This is a genomic window from Bartonella sp. AP88XZML (assembly GCF_042195565.1).
Classification (GTDB): Bacteria; Pseudomonadota; Alphaproteobacteria; order Rhizobiales; family Rhizobiaceae; genus Bartonella.
Map to the genome: position 1 here is coordinate 13,608 of NZ_JBHIOQ010000084.1, position 18,344 is coordinate 31,951.

Here is an 18,344-nt window from a genome sequence, read left to right on the forward strand (position 1 = left end):
AAACGATCAATAGAGTGTTGGCTTATTCATCTTCTCTTTTTAAAGCAAAAAGTTTTGCAGCATAACGAGCAAGTTGATCAATTTCCAAATTGACCCGATCTCCAATTTTAGCTTGTCCCCACGTTGTCATTTCAAGTGTATGGCGAATAATAAGAACATCAAAAACACAATCCTCAACACCATTAACAGTCAAAGATGTCCCATTAAGTGCAATAGATCCCTTATTAACAATGAAAGGCATAAATTGTCTTGAAACTTTTAAATAAAAACGAATTGCATCCCCTTCATTTTTTTGATCAATGATTTCAGCCAAACCATCAATATGACCAGAAACTAAATGTCCTCCCATTTCATCACCCAATCGAAGCGAACGTTCCAAATTAACAAAAGTTCCTTTTATCCATTGTGCAAGATTCGTTAAACGTAATGTTTCTTCCCACGCCTCAACAACAAACCAATTGGTATCTTCTTGCTTTAATCCTCGCTCTACAATTGTCAGACAAATTCCTGAACAAGCAATTGACGCGCCAATTGCTAAGCTTTCTATAGCATAGCGGGTAGAAATCTTTAAACGCATCCCCTGCTTTAAAGGTTGAACATCTTCAACACAACCAATATCCGTTATAATTCCTGTGAACATAATGTCTTACGTCTCCACTTATAAAAACGGTCATTTCCAAACATTCTTGTCTCAATCTCATGAAACTGCGAGAGATAATTTCCAAAATGAGGGGCTTCAATACGATTTTTGCCTAAAACAATAGGGGTATGAAAACATATCAAATGATCAACACAACCAGCATTCAAAAATTTTTCCCCTGTCTTGACGCCCCCTTCCAATAAAACACTATTAATCCCATGTTTATAAAGCATCTGTAAAAGAGCAAAGGGTTCTACACAACCATTGTTCATCTCGACCGAATAAACAGACACACCATATTGCTCCAATGCATTTTTTTTGCTTTTCTTTGAAAGATCCACATCACAAATAACCCATGTAGGAATTTTTATGGCTGTTTGGACAACTTTTGCATCAAGGGGGATAGATAAATCTGCATCCAAAATAATACGAATTGGTGAGCGCATTTCCATCCCTGGCAAGCGGCAATTGAGTTGTGGATCATCTGCTAATATAGTACCAATACCAACGAGGATAGCATTATTTTGAGCACGTAGAATATGCGTATGAGCATGAGAAAGTGTTCCACTAATTTTTACGCTGCCCTTCTCTCTTTTTCCAACACCATTATCGGCAGAAATTGCCATTTTAAAAGTGACCGCACAGCGTTGTATCTTCCTTATGCACCAATGCGTCCATAAGGATTCAAAAGCCTCTTCAGCTAAAATGCCCTCAACCACTTCAATACCCGCTGCTCGCAAAAGAGCAATACCATGACCATCAACACGCTTGTCACAATCAGTCAGCGCAACAACAACTCGAGAAACACCTGAATCAATAAGCGCATTCACACACGGCGAAGTTTTTCCATAATGCGCACAAGGTTCTAAAGTAACATAAGCAGTCGCTCCTTGAGCCAAAGAACCTGCCATGTGTAAAGCTTGCACTTCCGCATGAGGACTCCCATGAATAGCTGTTACGCCATAGCCAACAATAAAAGCCCCCACAGCACCATTATCGTTTCGCACAATTAACGTACCAACGGAAGGATTCTCACCTGTAAGACCGACATGACGTTCTGCTAAACGAATAGCTGCAGCCATAAACCGTTCATCTTGCACTTTTTTATTCATCAAAACGAGATTCTGTATCCGCGATACCCTTTGACAATTCATCTATAACATCGTGAAAATCGCTTGCATTACGAAAATCTCGATACACAGAAGCAAAACGAATATAAGCAATATCATCAATTCTTTTCAATGCTTCCATCACAAGATGCCCAATTTTTTCTGAAGCAATCTCTGGTTCTCCCAAACTTTCAAGCTGGCGTACAATGCCAGAAATTGCTCGTTCAATATGATCAGGATCAATATTGCGCTTACGTACAGCCACATCAACTGATCGCATTAACTTATCACGATCGAAGAGTTCACATCGTCCACTTTTTTTAGCAACCAAGAGCTCACGCAACTGAACACGTTCAAAAGTTGTAAAACGACCACCACAAACGGAACACACACGGCGGCGGCGAATCACTGCCCCCTCTTCTGCTGGACGTGAGTCTTTGACCTGTGTATCCTCATATTGGCAGTAAGGACAGCGCATCCTTTGTATCCTTAACGAGTGGTAAGATAAGAGTAAAGAGGAAATTGATTCGTTATATCTTTTACCTTTTTCTCAACAGCCATTTCAACGGCATGATTATCTTCATCACTTTTTGCACTCCGAAGACCATCAAGAACTTCTGAAATCAGATGAGCAACTTGAATAAACTCTTTTTCTAAAAAACCACGCGTCGTGGCAGCAGGTGATCCCAAACGAATTCCCGATGTTATAGATGGCGTTTCAGAATCAAAAGGAATGCCATTTTTATTGCAGGTAATATGAGCGCGTCCCAAAGCCAATTCAGCACGTTTACCTGTTAGATTTTTGGAACGTAAATCAACTAACAACAAGTGATTATCTGTACCACCAGAAACAATATTAAAACCATTACCCTGTAATGTTTTTGCTAAAGTTTTCGCATTAGCGACAACATTAGCACTATAACTCTTGAAAGAGGGACGCAAAGCCTCCTCAAACGCAACAGCCTTTGCGGCAATCACATGCATTAAAGGACCACCTTGAAGACCAGGAAAAATTGCAGAATTAATTTTTCTGGATAAAGCCTCATCATTTGTCAATATTAAACCACCACGTGGACCTCGAAGCGATTTATGTGTTGTTGTTGTTACAATATGCGCATGTGGAACAGGTGAAGGATGCACGCCACCAGCAACAAGACCAGCAATATGAGACATATCAACGAGTAAATGAGCACCGATTTCATCTGCAATTTCACGGAATCTTTCCCAATCCCATAGCCGTGGATAAGATGAGCCCCCTGCTATAATAAGTTTTGGCTTACGTTCTTTTGCAAGCTGCTCAACCTCATCCATATCAATAATCTGATCTTCTTGACGCACACCATAGGAAACAACATCAAACCATTTTCCTGACATATTAACAGGTGAACCATGCGTAAGGTGACCACCAGCATTTAAATCCAACCCCATAAATGTATCACCAGGCTGAAGTAAAGCTAAAAAGACAGCTTGATTCATTTGGCTACCAGAATTAGGCTGTACATTCGCAAACGCAGCACCGAAAAGCTGTTTTGCCCTTTCAATAGCTAAATCTTCAACGACATCAACAAATTGACACCCACCATAGTAGCGCTTTCTTGGATAACCTTCTGCATACTTATTGGTTAAAACAGACCCCTGCGCTTCAAGGACCGCTCTTGAAACAATATTCTCTGAAGCAATCAGCTCAATTTCATGTTGTTGACGCTCAAACTCCCCTCTAATTGCGTCAAAAATTGCACCATCAACAGTTTGTAAATTATCATTAAAAAAGCGCTTTTGTGCGTCATTTTCTTGCTGAGTCATAAAACACATTCCTAACATAAAAAAATAAAGTCAAGGAACGATAACACAGCAAACCATGCAAACCAAACATTTTAAACTACTTACACTCAAAAATAATGAGGCAAATATTTATCTTATTCTTTGTTATAAAAACAGCGAAAAACTTCCCTCTCGAGAATGGTAAAAAATGAGATTACATTTCTTTTTTTTACACTCTTATTTGTTTACACCTTTTACAAAAGGTATCTATAATCTAAAGAAATTCAATAATTTAATGATTAAAAATAATTTATAATGTGAAAAGCTGAATATAATAGGCAAAGTTAATACGAAGGCAAATAAGAATGCTAACCAAAGTTTTTATTGATGGTGAACATGGCACAACCGGACTACAAATACAAAAACGCTTAGAAAGGCGTACAGATTTAAAATTACTCTCTCTTGCTCATAAAGATCGCCATAATGTTCATCTGCGACAAGACTATCTTAATCAAGCCGATATTGCTATTTTGTGTCTTCCAGATGATACTGCACGCGAAACAGTTCATTGGCTTAAAAAAAATAAAAACATTAGGATTATTGATAGCTCGACAGCCCACCGTGTTGCACCAGACTGGGTTTACGGTTTTCCTGAAATGACAGCAGGACAAAGAAAGCGCATCCAAGCAGCACATTATATAACCAATCCCGGATGCTATCCTACCGGTGCCATTAGTTTGATTCGCCCACTCCGTGAAGCAGGACTGCTAGACGCCGATTATCCCATCTCGATTAATGCAATCTCCGGCTATACCGGTGGTGGAAAACAGTTGATTTTACAAATGGAAAATCAATCTCAACAAAATATTCAGGACAATTATTTTATCTATGGTCTTAATCTTGAACACAAACATGTGCCAGAAATTAAAATCTATGGACAAATCAATCAAACCCCAGTTTTTATACCAAGTGTGAGTCGTTTTCCCCAAGGAATGATTGTGAATCTTCCTCTGCATCGCCATTTATTCACAAAATCAGCAAACTGTTCTGATTTGCGCGAAATTCTCGCAAACCATTACGAAGGACAAAATACCATTTTAGTCGCATCACAAGAAGAAACTGTTTCACTTGAAAGACTTAATCCAGAGTATTTAGCCAATAAAGATGGTATGAAACTGTTCGTATTTGGAAATGATCGTGAAGGTATTTTCAATCTCAGCGCCCTATTCGATAATTTAGGAAAAGGCGCATCAGCTGCAGCTATCCAAAACCTCGATTTAATGCTTTCAGGCAACTAAACCTCCCTACTCACAAACTTTTATTCAACAACGGGATAAGCCCCTTTTGTTGCTCGCCAATGCGCAACAACAAAACACAACACGACTAATGCCATACTTTGATGAATGAGCCCCAAACTTATCGGAACCTCATGTAACAGTGTCAAAATACCTAAAAGTGCTTGGATAATAATCATACCACAGATAAGAAATGCACGACGAGAGTGGGTTGAACGGGGAACATTTTTTTGTACATAGAAAGCATGAATAGCCGAGGCAATCAATAAAAAATAAGCAAAAAATCTATGAATAAACTGAACCGTTAAGGGATTTTCGAATAAATTGAGCCAAACAGGACGATGCTGTAACAATCCATCAGGAATAATCTGACCATCCATAAGGGGCCATGTATTATAGACTTTTCCTGCATGAAGCCCTGCAACCAAAGCACCCCAATAAATCTCTATCAAGACGAGAATAACAAGCCAAGCCGCAAAATATTGCACCTTTTGATTTGCTGGCTTTTCTGAATATTCTGCAAGCCCTCGAGATAAATAAGTAACAAAAACAATAACAAAACATGCCGTTATAAGATGAAATGCCAAACGATATTGGCTCACACTTGTTAAACTACTTTGCCCAATCCCTGAAGCAACCATCCACCAACCAATAAAGCCTTGAAAGGCGATAAGAATAGGTACAACAATAAGCGGGAGTAAGATATTTTTTTCAACACGCTTAGTCGCCCAAAACCAAATGAGCCCCAATAAAGCGACAAGACCAACAAGACGCCCAAGAACACGATGCGCCCATTCCCACCAAAAAATGACCTTAAAAGCACTTAAGGTCATATCAGGATTAAGCAGCTTATATTGTGCTATCTGTTGATATTTTAAAAATTCCTCTTGCCATTGATCCACACCAATCGGTGGAATAACGCCGTGTATTGGCTTCCATTCCGTTATAGATAATCCTGATCCCGTCAAACGAGTAGCGCCACCCACTAAGACAATTGCCAAACACAGCAATAAAATAGAGTAAAGCCACACCTGTATATGTTTTCTATTTTCCTTTTGCACAGGCGTTAAAATGCTATTGTTTAATCTCTTTACTACCATCTCTGATTGCCCCACGCTTCTCTCCAACTAAAATGCATTTTAAAATTTAAACATTAACTCTTTGTCTATTTTAGTATGTACTACAACTTTAGCAAAAAACAAGCGTACCACTATAACATGCGATACATATTTCTTTTTTACTTTACGAAGCTTATGATGCTACAACGCGATAAACAGTCTTTGGAAAGCTGTCTACCATCCGCATCATCCATTCTTGTTCATTAAGAACAGTATTACAAATATAATAGTCTGTTAGCTCTGCAAATTGCTCAAACCCATATTTTGGTTCGCTTGCCATCTCTAGGATGATAAAATCATATTCTTTTTTAAATTCTTGTAATATATGAAAAATATCATTTGAAAAATCTTGTGCTGAAATGGCACTTGTTACCCCCTGAGGAAGAATATCAACCCCCGTATCATAATCACGGTAAATAACATCATGCAACTTGGCATTGCCCGTTAAAATATCACTCAGTCCGCGATGTGGACCAATGACTTTCTCTATTTGTTGACCAGAAATATCGACCAACAAAATTGTTTTGTTCTCTTTTGTGAGATGAAGTGAAAGCTTTGCCGCTGTCCGTGCAGCCTCTGGTCCAATGATTGAAATAATGGTTGAAGCACGCCATTTCAAAACATCAGATAATCCCTCTATCGTAATAAAAGCTTCAAAATTTTTCATTTCTTGAGAGACTAAAATATTCTCATTCTTCTTAAGAGAATTTTCTTTTGATCTCAAATCCTCTTCTGAGATTTGGTCTTTTTTCCTTTTAAAGCACGGATAGAATAACAAGATTCCTAGCAAAAGAGTAAGGAAGCTGGCCAATGCACTCACAAGAATATTTTTTCCATAAAGAGCCATAAAAGAAATTGGTGCTAACGTTATTGGCATAACCACGTGGATATTTGTATTTTGTAAGAGAAGAGGATTATCACTCAATCCCCAATATGAACCAATGACTTTTTCTCTTCGTTGAACAGACTTGCTCATCGCTTTATTTTGGACATCGATCGCTGCTTTTATTTTATTTTCAAATTCATTAAATATTTCATTCAAAGATTGGGATTGATCTCTTATAAAAAAACTCACCCTTTTTTGAAGCTGTTTTTCCAATTCCGTTGCAATAAACTCATCTGAATGAACTTGATAAACAATCTGTAAAATTTTATTTTTTAATTGATGAGAAACTGTCTCTAATTCTGCAGTCATCGCTTTAATTTGAGGATGTGTCCACCCTAATTGTGCAGCCATATGTGCTCTTTGCGTTTCCAAGAGATCACGTTTAGATTCCAGAGAAACAATTGCTGAATTGCCTGCAATAAACGATAAAGACAGTAAAGACTGCCCATTTTCACGCATCATGTTAATCGTTGAATTCAAACTTGTTAAATGAATACGCTTTAAAGTTGCTTGCGTTAATTGCATCGAAAGATTATGAAGTTCTGTTTGTTTTACACCACGCTGAATAAAAGAATCAATAGATTTACGAAATTCCTGCACGATATTAAGGATTGCAATATTATCATATTGTTTGTCTTCTAATTTATCATTTAACAAGAATTGTTTCTGTTTTATGATTGCTTGTGAAAATGCGGAAAACCAAGTTTCCAACCCACGTTGAGCTGCTTCAAGTGTCTCGGCTTCAAAAATAAGATCGATAAAATCACCATGACGCGATAAACGGATATTTTCATGATTTTTTTTCTTATAAGAAGCACTTAAAGAAAAATTCGAATCATTGAAGAACATAGGCTGTGAAAACAAAAAAGCGATAACATTGTCTTGCTTTTTAATTGGTAATGGCTTTCCTACAGAATCAGATAATGAAAATGTTAAAGTTGCTTGGTAACCACGGGGCTGGACAAAATAATACAACCAAATCAAAGATACACATAGAATTTGTAATAGCAAAACAATCAAAATGCTTCGCCATACGGTACGTACGAATAGTCTTTTATTACATGTAAGACTCATCTTTATTTTAACCAGCAAAATACTTCTTCATATTGTTTTATTAAGAGAAAGTAGTAACTATCCTCTTAACTTGCTGTCATATTATTTTGAGATAATAAAAATATAAAATTTAAGCACAAATGTTCAAAAATATTTTTAAAGAACTTAATTCATATTTTTTTGAGGCTCTCTAGTTGTTTTTTTGCTTCAGAAGTAACAACCGCTCTAATGGTAATAGACCCATCATCATGCCCTTCTTGCACTATTTCCGCAGAGTTTTCATAAAACCAATCAATAAGCGACATTTCATGAGGTTGTAAAAGATATTCAATGCTTTGCACCTCTCCAAAAATTCGCTTTTCAATGGCTCTTAATAATTGATCGAGTCCATCCCCCTTAAGTGCTGATACCATGAGAGCAGGATTTAATCGCGTCTTTGCACTTGTTTGTAAAACATTCAATGCTTGCTCATCTAACATATCAATCTTATTCCAAACTTCTATGATATGCTCCATATCATCAATATCGATATCAAGACTTGAAAGCACTTCTAAAACATCTTGGGCATGTGCTTGATGATCAAGATCTGACATATCTCTTACATGAAGAATGAGATCCGCTTCAACCACTTCTTCAAGGGTTGCTCTAAAAGCTGCAATCAAATTCGTTGGCAAGTTAGAAATAAACCCTACAGTATCAGACAAAAGAACAGTTTTTCCATGGGGAAGAACAACTTTGCGCAAAGTCGGATCAAGCGTTGCAAATAACATATTCTTTGCTAAAACATCCGCACCGCTTAAACGGTTAAAAAGAGTTGACTTTCCTGTATTCGTATATCCTACCAGTGCCACAACAGGATAAGATGTTTTTTTCCTTTTTGCTCTATGAAGTGCACGTGTTTTAATAACCGTTTCTAATTCGCGGCGAATACGAATAATTTTCTCTTGTAAAAGACGCCTATCTGCTTCAATTTGCGTCTCACCAGGTCCACCTAGGAAGCCACGCCCCCCCCGTTGCCTTTCCAAGTGCGTCCAACTCCGTACAAGCCTCCCTTTTTGATAGGACAAACGCGCTAACTCTACTTGCAAAACTCCTTCTTTTGTTCGTGCACGATCCCCAAAAATTTCAAGAATCAAAGCCGTTCTATCGATAACTTTGCAATTCCATAATTTTTCTAAATTACGCTGCTGTACTGGCGTTAAAAAGTGATCTACAATCGCAAGCTCAATAGAATATTCATCTATATAACAGGTTAACGCATCTACTTTACCTTTTCCAAAGAGAGTCGCAGAGCGAGGCGTTGCAATATTAATCGTTTCATAATTAACAACTTCTAACCTTATAGCACGCGCTAACCCCAATGATTCTTTAACACGAGAAGATATAGAACACTCTCTCAAAGAGCTTTCACTTCTATTTTCTTGAAAAATCGGTATCAGAACAAGTGCGCGCACCTGTTCTGTATTCTGCGAAAATACCCCTCCTAATCTCTCATTTTCATTTATCATAGCAATCTAAGTACTTTTAAATGGGATAAGAGGTCTATCTTAAAATGATATGTTTACTCAGGACTTTCACTCTCAAACATCTGTACAGGCTGTCCAGGCATAATCGTAGAAATAGCATGCTTATAAACCAATTGCGCGTGTCCATCTCGGCGCAAAAGAACACAAAAATTATCAAATGAAGTTACAATACCCGTGAGTTTAACGCCATTGACAAGAAAAATTGTAAGGGAAATTTTTTGCTTACGCACCGTATTTAAAAACACATCTTGCAGGTGTTGTGATCGCTCTGCCATTATTCTTACACCTTTATCTAGATTGCATAAAATATTCGTGCATGCATATCGACTGAAAAATATCCAATTGTCAACGTAGAAGCTTAAAAATTCAGCAACAAACAACTGAAATTAGAGAAAAAACAGCTCTTTAAGACAATAATAAAGTACAACTTACGAAAAGCTATATTAAATTAAAAATTTTTCCACGTTTACTTTTTTATGAGCTTACAATTCAAAGGCATACTTTTATACATCCTAAGCTATTACAGACTATATGTGATGATGAATCTGCTTCGTTTAGAATCAATAAAAGTAAGCGGACAACAACATTTATTAACGATTATCGATATTAAAGAGAGACATTCGCAGCTTACTGTATATATAACCGCTATTAAATTGTCCTTATTTCAAAGACTGCCGGCTTATAAAGCTTTCTATAAACACAAGTTGTAAACAGTATTTTTGTTTTAGTTAGATTTAAATAATAAATTGTTTTTACTATATTTTATAACATTTTTAAACAGGGTACAAGAAACCGCGTTAACTTTATCTTGATAAGTTTTTAAAATTTTTCCCTAAGCATATTCCTTTCTAAATAATTAACAGCTAGTATGTAGAAATTATGTGGAAGAGGACGTATCCCTTTTCCGGCTGTAAGAGTACGAGGCGAGTATGGCACGCAGAACAAAATTGCAAACATTTGAAGTTGAAGTTGAAGAAGCCCTCACAAAAGCTATGAACTTTGATTTCGATGACACAGGATTTGAAACGATATCATCCAATAATTCTGAAAATGTTGTTAATGTCGATGATCTGATTCAAAAAATTGCAATGGCAGAAGAAGAATTTTTTGCTGAAAACGGTACGTCAACTTTTGTTTCTAATATTCATGATGAAGCTGTTGTTGATAAATCCGTTGTTGAACAGCTTTTTGCTCCAAAACCTTCACCTGATATTTCAGGTGGAACTGTTCATAATACATTATTGCCTACAAAACTTCTTCCTGCAAATGATGATATAACAACCCCTGTAAATTTTGGACCATTCAAGCAACGTTCTTCCTCTCGAGTCTACTGGTATACAACAGCGCTTAGTGCTTTATGGGCAACAGGAGGAGCTTTTATTGCGCATAAACTCGCACCTACCGGACTCAGCTCCTTATCCAATATCAGCACTTTTGTTACATCCCCAACAGGACTTGCTGTAGCAGCCGGAACAGCAATTCCTATCCTTATATCTTGGGGCGTTGCTCAATTAACAAAACGTTCAAACGACTTGCATAATATTGCGCTTCTTATGACCAATGCTGCACAGCGCCTTAGTGAACCACAACATCTATCTGAAAAACAAGCTATTGCTATAGGGCAAACCATTCGTGAAGAAGTAGCGGCAATGAACGAAGGTATTGAACGTACCCTCGGACGTGCTGTTGAACTTGAAGCAATCATACAAGGTGAAGTTCACAATCTAGAACAAGCCTATGCTGAGAATGAATCACGCATTCACACATTAATCAAAGAATTGAGTAATGAACGCATAGCCATTTTGAATCACGCAGATCGCGTACAATCAACAATTAAAGGAACCCAAGAACAACTGAGTGATGAATTTGGTTTGGTTACCTCTAACATTGTGACCAATGTTGAAAAGCTTGCACAAACCCTTTCTCAAACTTTACAAAAACAAGGTGAAGACCTTGTTGAAAAACTTTCCTATGCCGGTGATGGCGTAACAAATCAACTTGTTGAAAAATTTAACAAAACAACAACACAAATTCAGCAGAAAAACACGGAATTTTTTCATGAATTAGGAAAAAACTTTGATGGTTTTGCAAAACGATTTGATCATAATGAAAAACAAATAGAAAAAACCTTTAATGAAACAGCTGAAAAAGCGGAAGTACATGTTGCTAAAATTGCAACACATATACAAGCAGTAACAGATCAAACTTTGCACGCTGTCGATGAAAAGTTTAAAGCCTTGGATAAAGCTCTTATTGATCGTAATAATCAATCTCTACAGAATTTTGATGAGAAGATCTTAAAGCTCGACGACCAAGCACATAAACTCTCTTCTAAATTTGATAACGTAACCTCGCAAGCAATTGGAGCCTTTGAACAACGTTTAGCAACTGTTGATCTTTCTCTTAAAGAACATAGTGATTCCATCATTGATTCCTTTATAGAACGCAGTCAGGCTTTAGAGGATAATGCTGAAAAACTTGGTAACTTCTTGGAAGCTCATGTCTTGAAAATAAATGAGAACCTCCAAGAAAAAACAGCAGACATTACCCATGCATTTACAAATGGACGTGAAGCTATTCTTTCTGCAATTGATAAAAGTAAAGAAAGTCTGAGAGAAGAAATTCAATATGTCGACAATGCCATTGTTGATATCATACAAGAACGTTCACAAGATTTTAAAATACAACTTTCTGATCAACGAGCTCTTATGGCAGACATGCTCGATAACGAGAAGAATAAAATTGCGGATACATTAAGAAATCAAATTGATGTTTTATCCCAAAATACTTCTCATATTGAAAAAGTTTTGGCTGACAATATTCAAGTCGTTGATAAACAAGCTGAAAATCATATTACAAACATCATTCAATGCACTGAAAAGTTACAAGATGTCATTGTACAAAGTTGTAATACAACCCAAGATGCTTTAGAAGCACAAGCGAGAAATATTGATATCCGTGCCGATGCTCTGCGCGATTCTTTAGCGATTAATAGTTTTTCTCTCAATGAAGTTCTTGCCGATCAAGCACGTACACTTGAACAACGCATGGAAACAATCCATAACCTCATTGCAAAAAGTGATATACGTGTCGATGTTGCATTGAAACAACAAATAGATTTAGTTGAGAGTGCAATTGTCGCCAATAATAAAAACATTACTGAAACGGTTCAAGATCATATCAAAAACCTTGAAAGCCATGCCGAAATTTTAAAGAATACGCTCTCTCAATCGAGTGGTGTTTTCTTTGAAACCCTTGAAACACGTATGGAATCATTCGATACAGATCTAGAAGATCGTGCACACAAAATTTTTGAACGGACAACAACGCTAGAGGAAACATTATCTGAAAAATTTAGCCAAATCTGTGAAGCCATTGATATGCAAACATCTGTTATTGAGAAACGTTCTGACACATTAAAAACGTCTCTCATGATTAATAATGAGCAAAGTCAGATAATTCAACAAGCGCTGGAAAGCAGTGTTGACAATATGCGTGTAACCTTAGAAGACTCTGTTAATACAGTGACAGATAACCTGCATAATAAGATTATAAAAGCTTCTGATATTCTTTCTTCTACGAGTGAACAAATTCTTTCATCTGTTACAAATGTTACTGCACAAGCAGAAAATATTCTCTCAGAATCAGGCAATCGCATTGTATCAAATGTCAAAAAAACTGTTTATGATACCAGTGAAAAAGTTCTGTCCGTTCTGTCTGAACAAACAGCGCATACTGTCGAAGCTTTCGCAACAGCCAGTCATAATGCACAAGCATTATTGAATGAAACTATTCACACATCAACAACAGCAATAGAACAAGTTCTTAATGAACGCTGTGATGTTCTTCATCACTCTATGCAAAATCTTAAAAATAATTTAGGATATCAACTCTCTGATGTAACGAGCCGTCTGGAAGATGCTGGAAATCAAACAACAACACAAATTTCAAAACATGTTGGAAAAATAACAGAGCTTACAAATCACTTAAATCAAGCAGCGCAAAATACGACAGAATCAATTGATTCTTTAACACAGCATATCGGTGAACAACTCTCTCTTTCCACACAAGATGCTGAACAAAGAATTTATGCACATAATGAATCTTTAGTGAATAGCTTAACCAAAGCTAACTCTGAAACACTTCAAACAATAACGATTATGAAGGAAGAGCTTGTTAATAATGTCTCATCCATCTTAACACAGTTGAATCAATCAATTTACAATTTTCAGGAAAATAGTAATGTTTTATTATCGGCTGTTCAAAATATTGATGGGCAGTTTAATGAGAGTACGAATAATTTTTTCCGCAACACGGACCAAGTAGCAGAGCGTTTGTCAGCCTCAAATCAAGCGCTCAATACTAATGTTGAAATTCTGCAAGGACTTTCAAAGAGTACCTTTGAACAAATTAATCATATAACGAGTAGTTTTGGTGAACATGCAAAGACACTTTCCCAAACTATTCATGTTCTTGAACAGTCTGAAAATTCACTTAGTGCAACACTTGAAGAAAAACATAATACGCTTTCTGTATTAAGCGATGCTCTTGTTTCAAAGTCTCATGAAATTAATCAAATGATTGGGCATTATGAAAAAATCTTCAACTTAGCACTTGAACGCTCTGATAAGAATGCGCGTAACTCCACAAATTCATTCCAACAATCACTTAATAAGCTTGTTAGTGAAGCATCAACGCGTTTTTCAGAAGCAGCAGAAGATATACGTCGCTCCGCTGATGAAGTTCGTTTAGAGCTTTCAAAGATTAATAATGATATCAATGAAAATGTAAAAAAACTTCCAGAAAAAACAAAAGAAACAACGCAAACAATTCGCACAGCTTTGAATGAACAGATTACAGCGTTACAAGATTTAGTCAGTGTTATACAAAATGATCAAAAGAGCGCACAAAAACAGCTAATATCAGCATTTCCTACATCATCAATGTTTAATCAAAAAAGTGACAGTTCCACTGAGTCTGTTAAAAAGATTGTGCCACCTAAGCCTATTTTGCAACAAGATCAAAGCAAAAAAAGACCAAATAAATGGGTATCAAATCTCTTAGAAAGAGCTTCACGTGAAGAAACATTTTATGATGCTCCCCCTAGTGATGATGTTTTAACATCAGTGCAAACAAAACCATCTCCTGCAAACTGCTCTCTTAATTCATTAGCTTCTGGTATAGTGCAAGCTATTAATCACAATGCCATTGTTGAGCTATGGGATCATTATCAACGTGGACAAAAAAACATCGTAACAGAACGCCTTTATACCTTAAATGGACAAAAAATATTTGAAATGATTAAGAAAAAATATATGAGCGATTTTGGGTTTAAACGTTCAGTGAATCAATATGTTACGGATTTCGAAAAGCTCTTACGTGATATATCGCGCAGTTCTGGCTCTTCCAACTCAGTTCGCAAGTACTTGATATCAGATACCGGAAAAGTTTATACTATGCTTGCTCATGCAAGTGGTCGAATCCAATAACAAATAAGAAAGTGGAAAAAGATATTTTTCCACTTTCTCTCTCCAGTTGTTTTAATGGCTCATCATAGAATGCTTTTTTTTCAACTGTAGCTTTGTACTTCAAAGGTTGGGATAATTGGCATGCGGTTTTCTTTGACATCCTAAGCAATAACCCTAAAGAAGCGTAATGGCTTATCAAACAACGTATCATTCTAAGAATGATAAAGCATGTCTTCTATTTCCTTATCTTTTTCTTAACTCCTTTATTTTTCATAGTTTCATAAAGGTACAAAATCGGTAATAATTATTTTTATTAATTGTGAAAAAAATTCATGCTTTTGTATTAAAATAGCTCATAGAAACACTTCTATTTATTTTTTTTAATGTTTTTTATCCACATATTACTCTCGTTGAATTATCTAAGTAAATATTTTTTATTATATTAGGTGAATTTGAGCTAAAAGAATCTTATTGTATTCAAATTTCTCATTCAACATACGAGATGATTCATTATAAATTATAAAGTTCGCATTATTAAGAGTTCAATTGAATAATAAATAAAACAACTCCCATTTTTAAAGTTCCAATTTCCTTTTAAATAGCTGCAAAAATAATTTATAAATTGCAAATTGTTATTTAAAATTTCTTCTACCTCCCTATAGAAATTTAAATAAAGAAGATGAAGTTAATAGAAAGCACTCTTCTTTTCTTTCCTTAAGTTGTAAGCATTGCAAAAAAAATAATGGCTTGGTAATGTAATTATTAGTAATATTTTATTCGTTTGTAGACTAATCAATTTTTACGGGTTTTATTAAGGAAAGAAAAAACTAATCGTGCTGCTATCAATGAAATTATTCATGCACACAAACAAAAAGAATTATCAAACTGGTTTTACGATCCAGAAGAGTTTTCTCATACTCATACATTTTGATATTCAGAGAAATGAGGATTTATTAGTGGACAAAACCTTATCGTAGATGGAACATCTCATATACACATACGCTAACTTGGATATCATAAAAATGTCTAGAGAACAAAATAGTGATTTCAGTTCACCAAAAGCTGAACTTGACAGTGCCGCACTTTTTTATCACCAACACCCAAAACCTGGAAAATTGGAAATACAAGCAACAAAACCTCTTGATAATCAACGTGATTTAGCTCTTGCTTATTCTCCAGGCGTTGCAGCACCATGTCTTGCGATTCATGAAGATCCCAATCTTGCTGCTCAATATACCTCCCGTGCTAATTTAGTCGCTGTTATATCCAATGGAACTGCTGTTCTTGGTTTAGGGAACATTGGTCCACTCGCTTCCAAGCCAGTTATGGAAGGCAAGGCCGTTTTATTTAAAAAATTTGCGAATATTGATGTTTTTGATATTGAAATTGATGCATCCGATATAGAACAAATGGTACAAACAATATCGACCTTAGAACCTACATTTGGTGGTATTAATCTTGAAGACATTAAGGCTCCTGAATGTTTTGACATCGAAGAAAAACTTCGTGCTAAAATGAAAATTCCAGTTTTTCATGATGACCAACATGGAACTGCCATTATCGTTTCTGCGGCTGTATTAAATGCCTTAAATCTTTCAGGAAAAAAAATTGAAAATGCAAAAATAGTTACCTCAGGTGCAGGTGCTGCTGCCCTCGCTTGCCTTAATCTTTTGGTTCGTCTTGGGGCAAAAGTTGAAAATATTTGGCTTAGTGACTTAGAGGGAGTTGTTTATGAAGGTCGCAAGACCCTTATGGATCGTTGGAAAATCAATTACGCACAAAAAACGGACGCACGAACTTTATCTGATATTATTGATGATGCGGATATTTTTCTAGGCCTATCTGCGGGTGGTGTTTTAAAGCCTGAATATCTTAAAAGAATGGCTCAAAATCCACTCATTTTAGCACTGGCTAATCCAGTACCAGAAATTATGCCTGAAGAAGCACGCTCTATACGACCAGATGCAATGATCTGCACAGGACGCTCTGATTATCCCAATCAAGTTAATAATGTCCTTTGTTTTCCCTATATCTTCCGTGGTGCATTAGACGTAGGTGCTAGTGCAATTAATGAAGAAATGAAAATGGCCGCTGTTCATGCGATTGCTGCCCTTGCACGTGAAGAAACTTCAGATGTTGTAGCACGTGCATACTCGAAAGAACCACCCAATTTTGGACCAGACTATCTGATCCCCTCTCCTTTTGATCCGCGTTTAATACTGCGTATTGCTCCCGCTGTTGCTAAAGCAGCAATGACAACTGGTGTCGCCATTCGTCCCATTGAAGATATGGAGGCCTACTATGATATCCTCAATCGATTTGTCTTTCTTTCTGGTTTAACAATGAAACCTGTTTTTGCTGCAGCAAAAACAGCAAAACGTAAACGCGTCATCTATGCCAATGGTGAAGATGAACGCGTCCTTCGTGCAGCACAAGTTGTCATTGAAGAACAAACAGCAACGCCCCTCCTTATCGGCCGTCCACATGTCGTAGAAGCAAGATTAAAACGCTTTGGTTTAAGAATTCGTCCTGGTATAGATTTTGAATTAACAAACCCTGAAGATGATCCACGTTTTCGTGATTATGTTAATTTATTTTTTCATTATACAGGGAGGCGTGGTGTTACGCCTGAAATGGCAAAAACAGTAGTGAGAACATCAACAACGGCTATTGCTGCCCTTGCCGTTATGCGTGAAGAAGCAGATGCAATGATTTGCGGCTTAGAAGGACGCTTTGAACGTCAACTTGAATTGATTGAACAAATTATCGGTCTTGATCCTCATGTTCACCGTTTTTCTGCTATGAGTTTGCTTATCTCTCAACAACGTACTCTTTTCCTCACAGATACTTACGTCAATGAAAATCCTTCTGCAGAAGAAATCGCTGAAATGACTGTGTTGGCAGCTCAAGAAGTTGAAGCATTTGGAATAACACCAAAAGCAGCCTTATTATCACACTCAAACTTTGGTTCTAAAAACACAGAAAGTGCGCGTAAAATGCGACGTGCAACAGAAATTCTTGCCAAATTACACCCTGATTTAGAAGCAGATGGTGAAATGCATGCTGATGCTGCCCTTTCCAAAGTTTTTCGTGATCGTGTTTTTCCTAATTCTCGTCTTAAAAGTGAAGCTAATTTGCTTGTCTTTCCAACACTTGATTCAGCCAATATCACGCTCAACACTGTTAAAAGCCTCACAAATGCACTCCATGTTGGTCCTATTCTAATCGGGGCAGCACGTCCCGCCCATATCTTAACGCCTTCAGTAACTTCCCGGGGAGTTGTTAATATAACAGCCCTTGCTGTCCTTGCTGCCAATAGAAAAAATAGTCTTGTAAAATAAATGCGCAATAAAATTTCAAAGTTTTTTAAATATTGAGATATAGTATTTCATGTACTGTAAACCTCTTTTCTCTATAGATAAAGACAGCTATATTCTGGATTAAGTCTTTTTTTTAAAGAGAAAAAAGGCTAGAAGAACAATATTAAA

The 18,344-nt window shown here is 36.6% G+C and carries 11 protein-coding genes; 3 read left to right on the top strand and 8 right to left on the bottom strand.

All coding sequences use genetic code 11. From position 1 onward, the window contains the following. Positions 1-22: 22 nt before the first annotated feature. Genes ACFIK2_RS08480 through glyA form a run of 4 tightly spaced genes read right to left on the bottom strand, consistent with a single transcriptional unit; the run spans position 23 to position 3,552 of the window. A complete protein-coding gene (locus tag ACFIK2_RS08480) occupies positions 23-640 on the bottom strand; it encodes a riboflavin synthase (protein ID WP_375633147.1) in 618 nt (205 codons plus the stop codon). Next, on the bottom strand, positions 622-1,752 hold the full coding sequence (ribD, locus tag ACFIK2_RS08485; RefSeq protein WP_375633148.1) for a bifunctional diaminohydroxyphosphoribosylaminopyrimidine deaminase/5-amino-6-(5-phosphoribosylamino)uracil reductase RibD: 1,131 nt from the start codon (positions 1,750-1,752) through the stop codon (positions 622-624). The genes ACFIK2_RS08480 and ribD overlap by 19 nt, the downstream gene beginning before the upstream one ends. Next, positions 1,745-2,227, bottom strand: coding sequence for a transcriptional regulator NrdR (nrdR, locus tag ACFIK2_RS08490; protein WP_375633149.1), 483 nt, complete (start codon positions 2,225-2,227; stop codon positions 1,745-1,747). The genes ribD and nrdR overlap by 8 nt, the downstream gene beginning before the upstream one ends. Positions 2,228-2,238: 11 nt before the next feature. Next, positions 2,239-3,552, bottom strand: coding sequence for a serine hydroxymethyltransferase (gene glyA / locus ACFIK2_RS08495; RefSeq protein ID WP_375677156.1), 1,314 nt, complete (start codon positions 3,550-3,552; stop codon positions 2,239-2,241). 323 nt (positions 3,553-3,875) lie between these two features. Here glyA and argC point away from each other — a divergent pair, with 323 nt between their 5' ends. Then, complete coding sequence (argC, locus tag ACFIK2_RS08500; RefSeq protein WP_375633151.1) at positions 3,876-4,808, top strand: N-acetyl-gamma-glutamyl-phosphate reductase; 933 nt, start codon at positions 3,876-3,878, stop codon at positions 4,806-4,808. Between the two features lie 20 nt (positions 4,809-4,828). Here argC and ACFIK2_RS08505 read toward each other — a convergent pair whose 3' ends face one another. The 4 genes from ACFIK2_RS08505 to hfq form a co-directional block, all read right to left on the bottom strand. Further along, positions 4,829-5,905: a COX15/CtaA family protein gene (locus ACFIK2_RS08505; protein WP_375636981.1), complete on the bottom strand. Its 1,077-nt coding sequence runs from the start codon at positions 5,903-5,905 to the stop codon at positions 4,829-4,831. Positions 5,906-6,056: 151 nt separating this feature from the next. Beyond that, on the bottom strand, positions 6,057-7,883 hold the full coding sequence (locus ACFIK2_RS08510) for a hypothetical protein (RefSeq protein WP_375642967.1): 1,827 nt from the start codon (positions 7,881-7,883) through the stop codon (positions 6,057-6,059). Between the two features lie 149 nt (positions 7,884-8,032). Further along, positions 8,033-9,370 carry a GTPase HflX gene (gene hflX / locus ACFIK2_RS08515; protein WP_375677157.1) on the bottom strand — a complete coding sequence of 446 codons (1,338 nt, stop codon included), beginning with the start codon at positions 9,368-9,370 and terminating at the stop codon, positions 8,033-8,035. 53 nt (positions 9,371-9,423) lie between these two features. Continuing rightward, positions 9,424-9,663 (bottom strand): RNA chaperone Hfq, encoded by a 240-nt coding sequence (gene hfq / locus ACFIK2_RS08520; protein WP_375677158.1) that lies wholly within the window; start codon positions 9,661-9,663, stop codon positions 9,424-9,426. A gap of 654 nt (positions 9,664-10,317) precedes the next feature. On the opposite strand from hfq, the gene ACFIK2_RS08525 reads away from it, so the two are divergent. Next, positions 10,318-14,877 (top strand): hypothetical protein, encoded by a 4,560-nt coding sequence (locus ACFIK2_RS08525; RefSeq protein WP_375677159.1) that lies wholly within the window; start codon positions 10,318-10,320, stop codon positions 14,875-14,877. A gap of 1,001 nt (positions 14,878-15,878) precedes the next feature. Beyond that, positions 15,879-18,197 (top strand): NADP-dependent malic enzyme, encoded by a 2,319-nt coding sequence (locus ACFIK2_RS08530; RefSeq protein ID WP_375618513.1) that lies wholly within the window; start codon positions 15,879-15,881, stop codon positions 18,195-18,197. Positions 18,198-18,344: the final 147 nt, after the last annotated feature.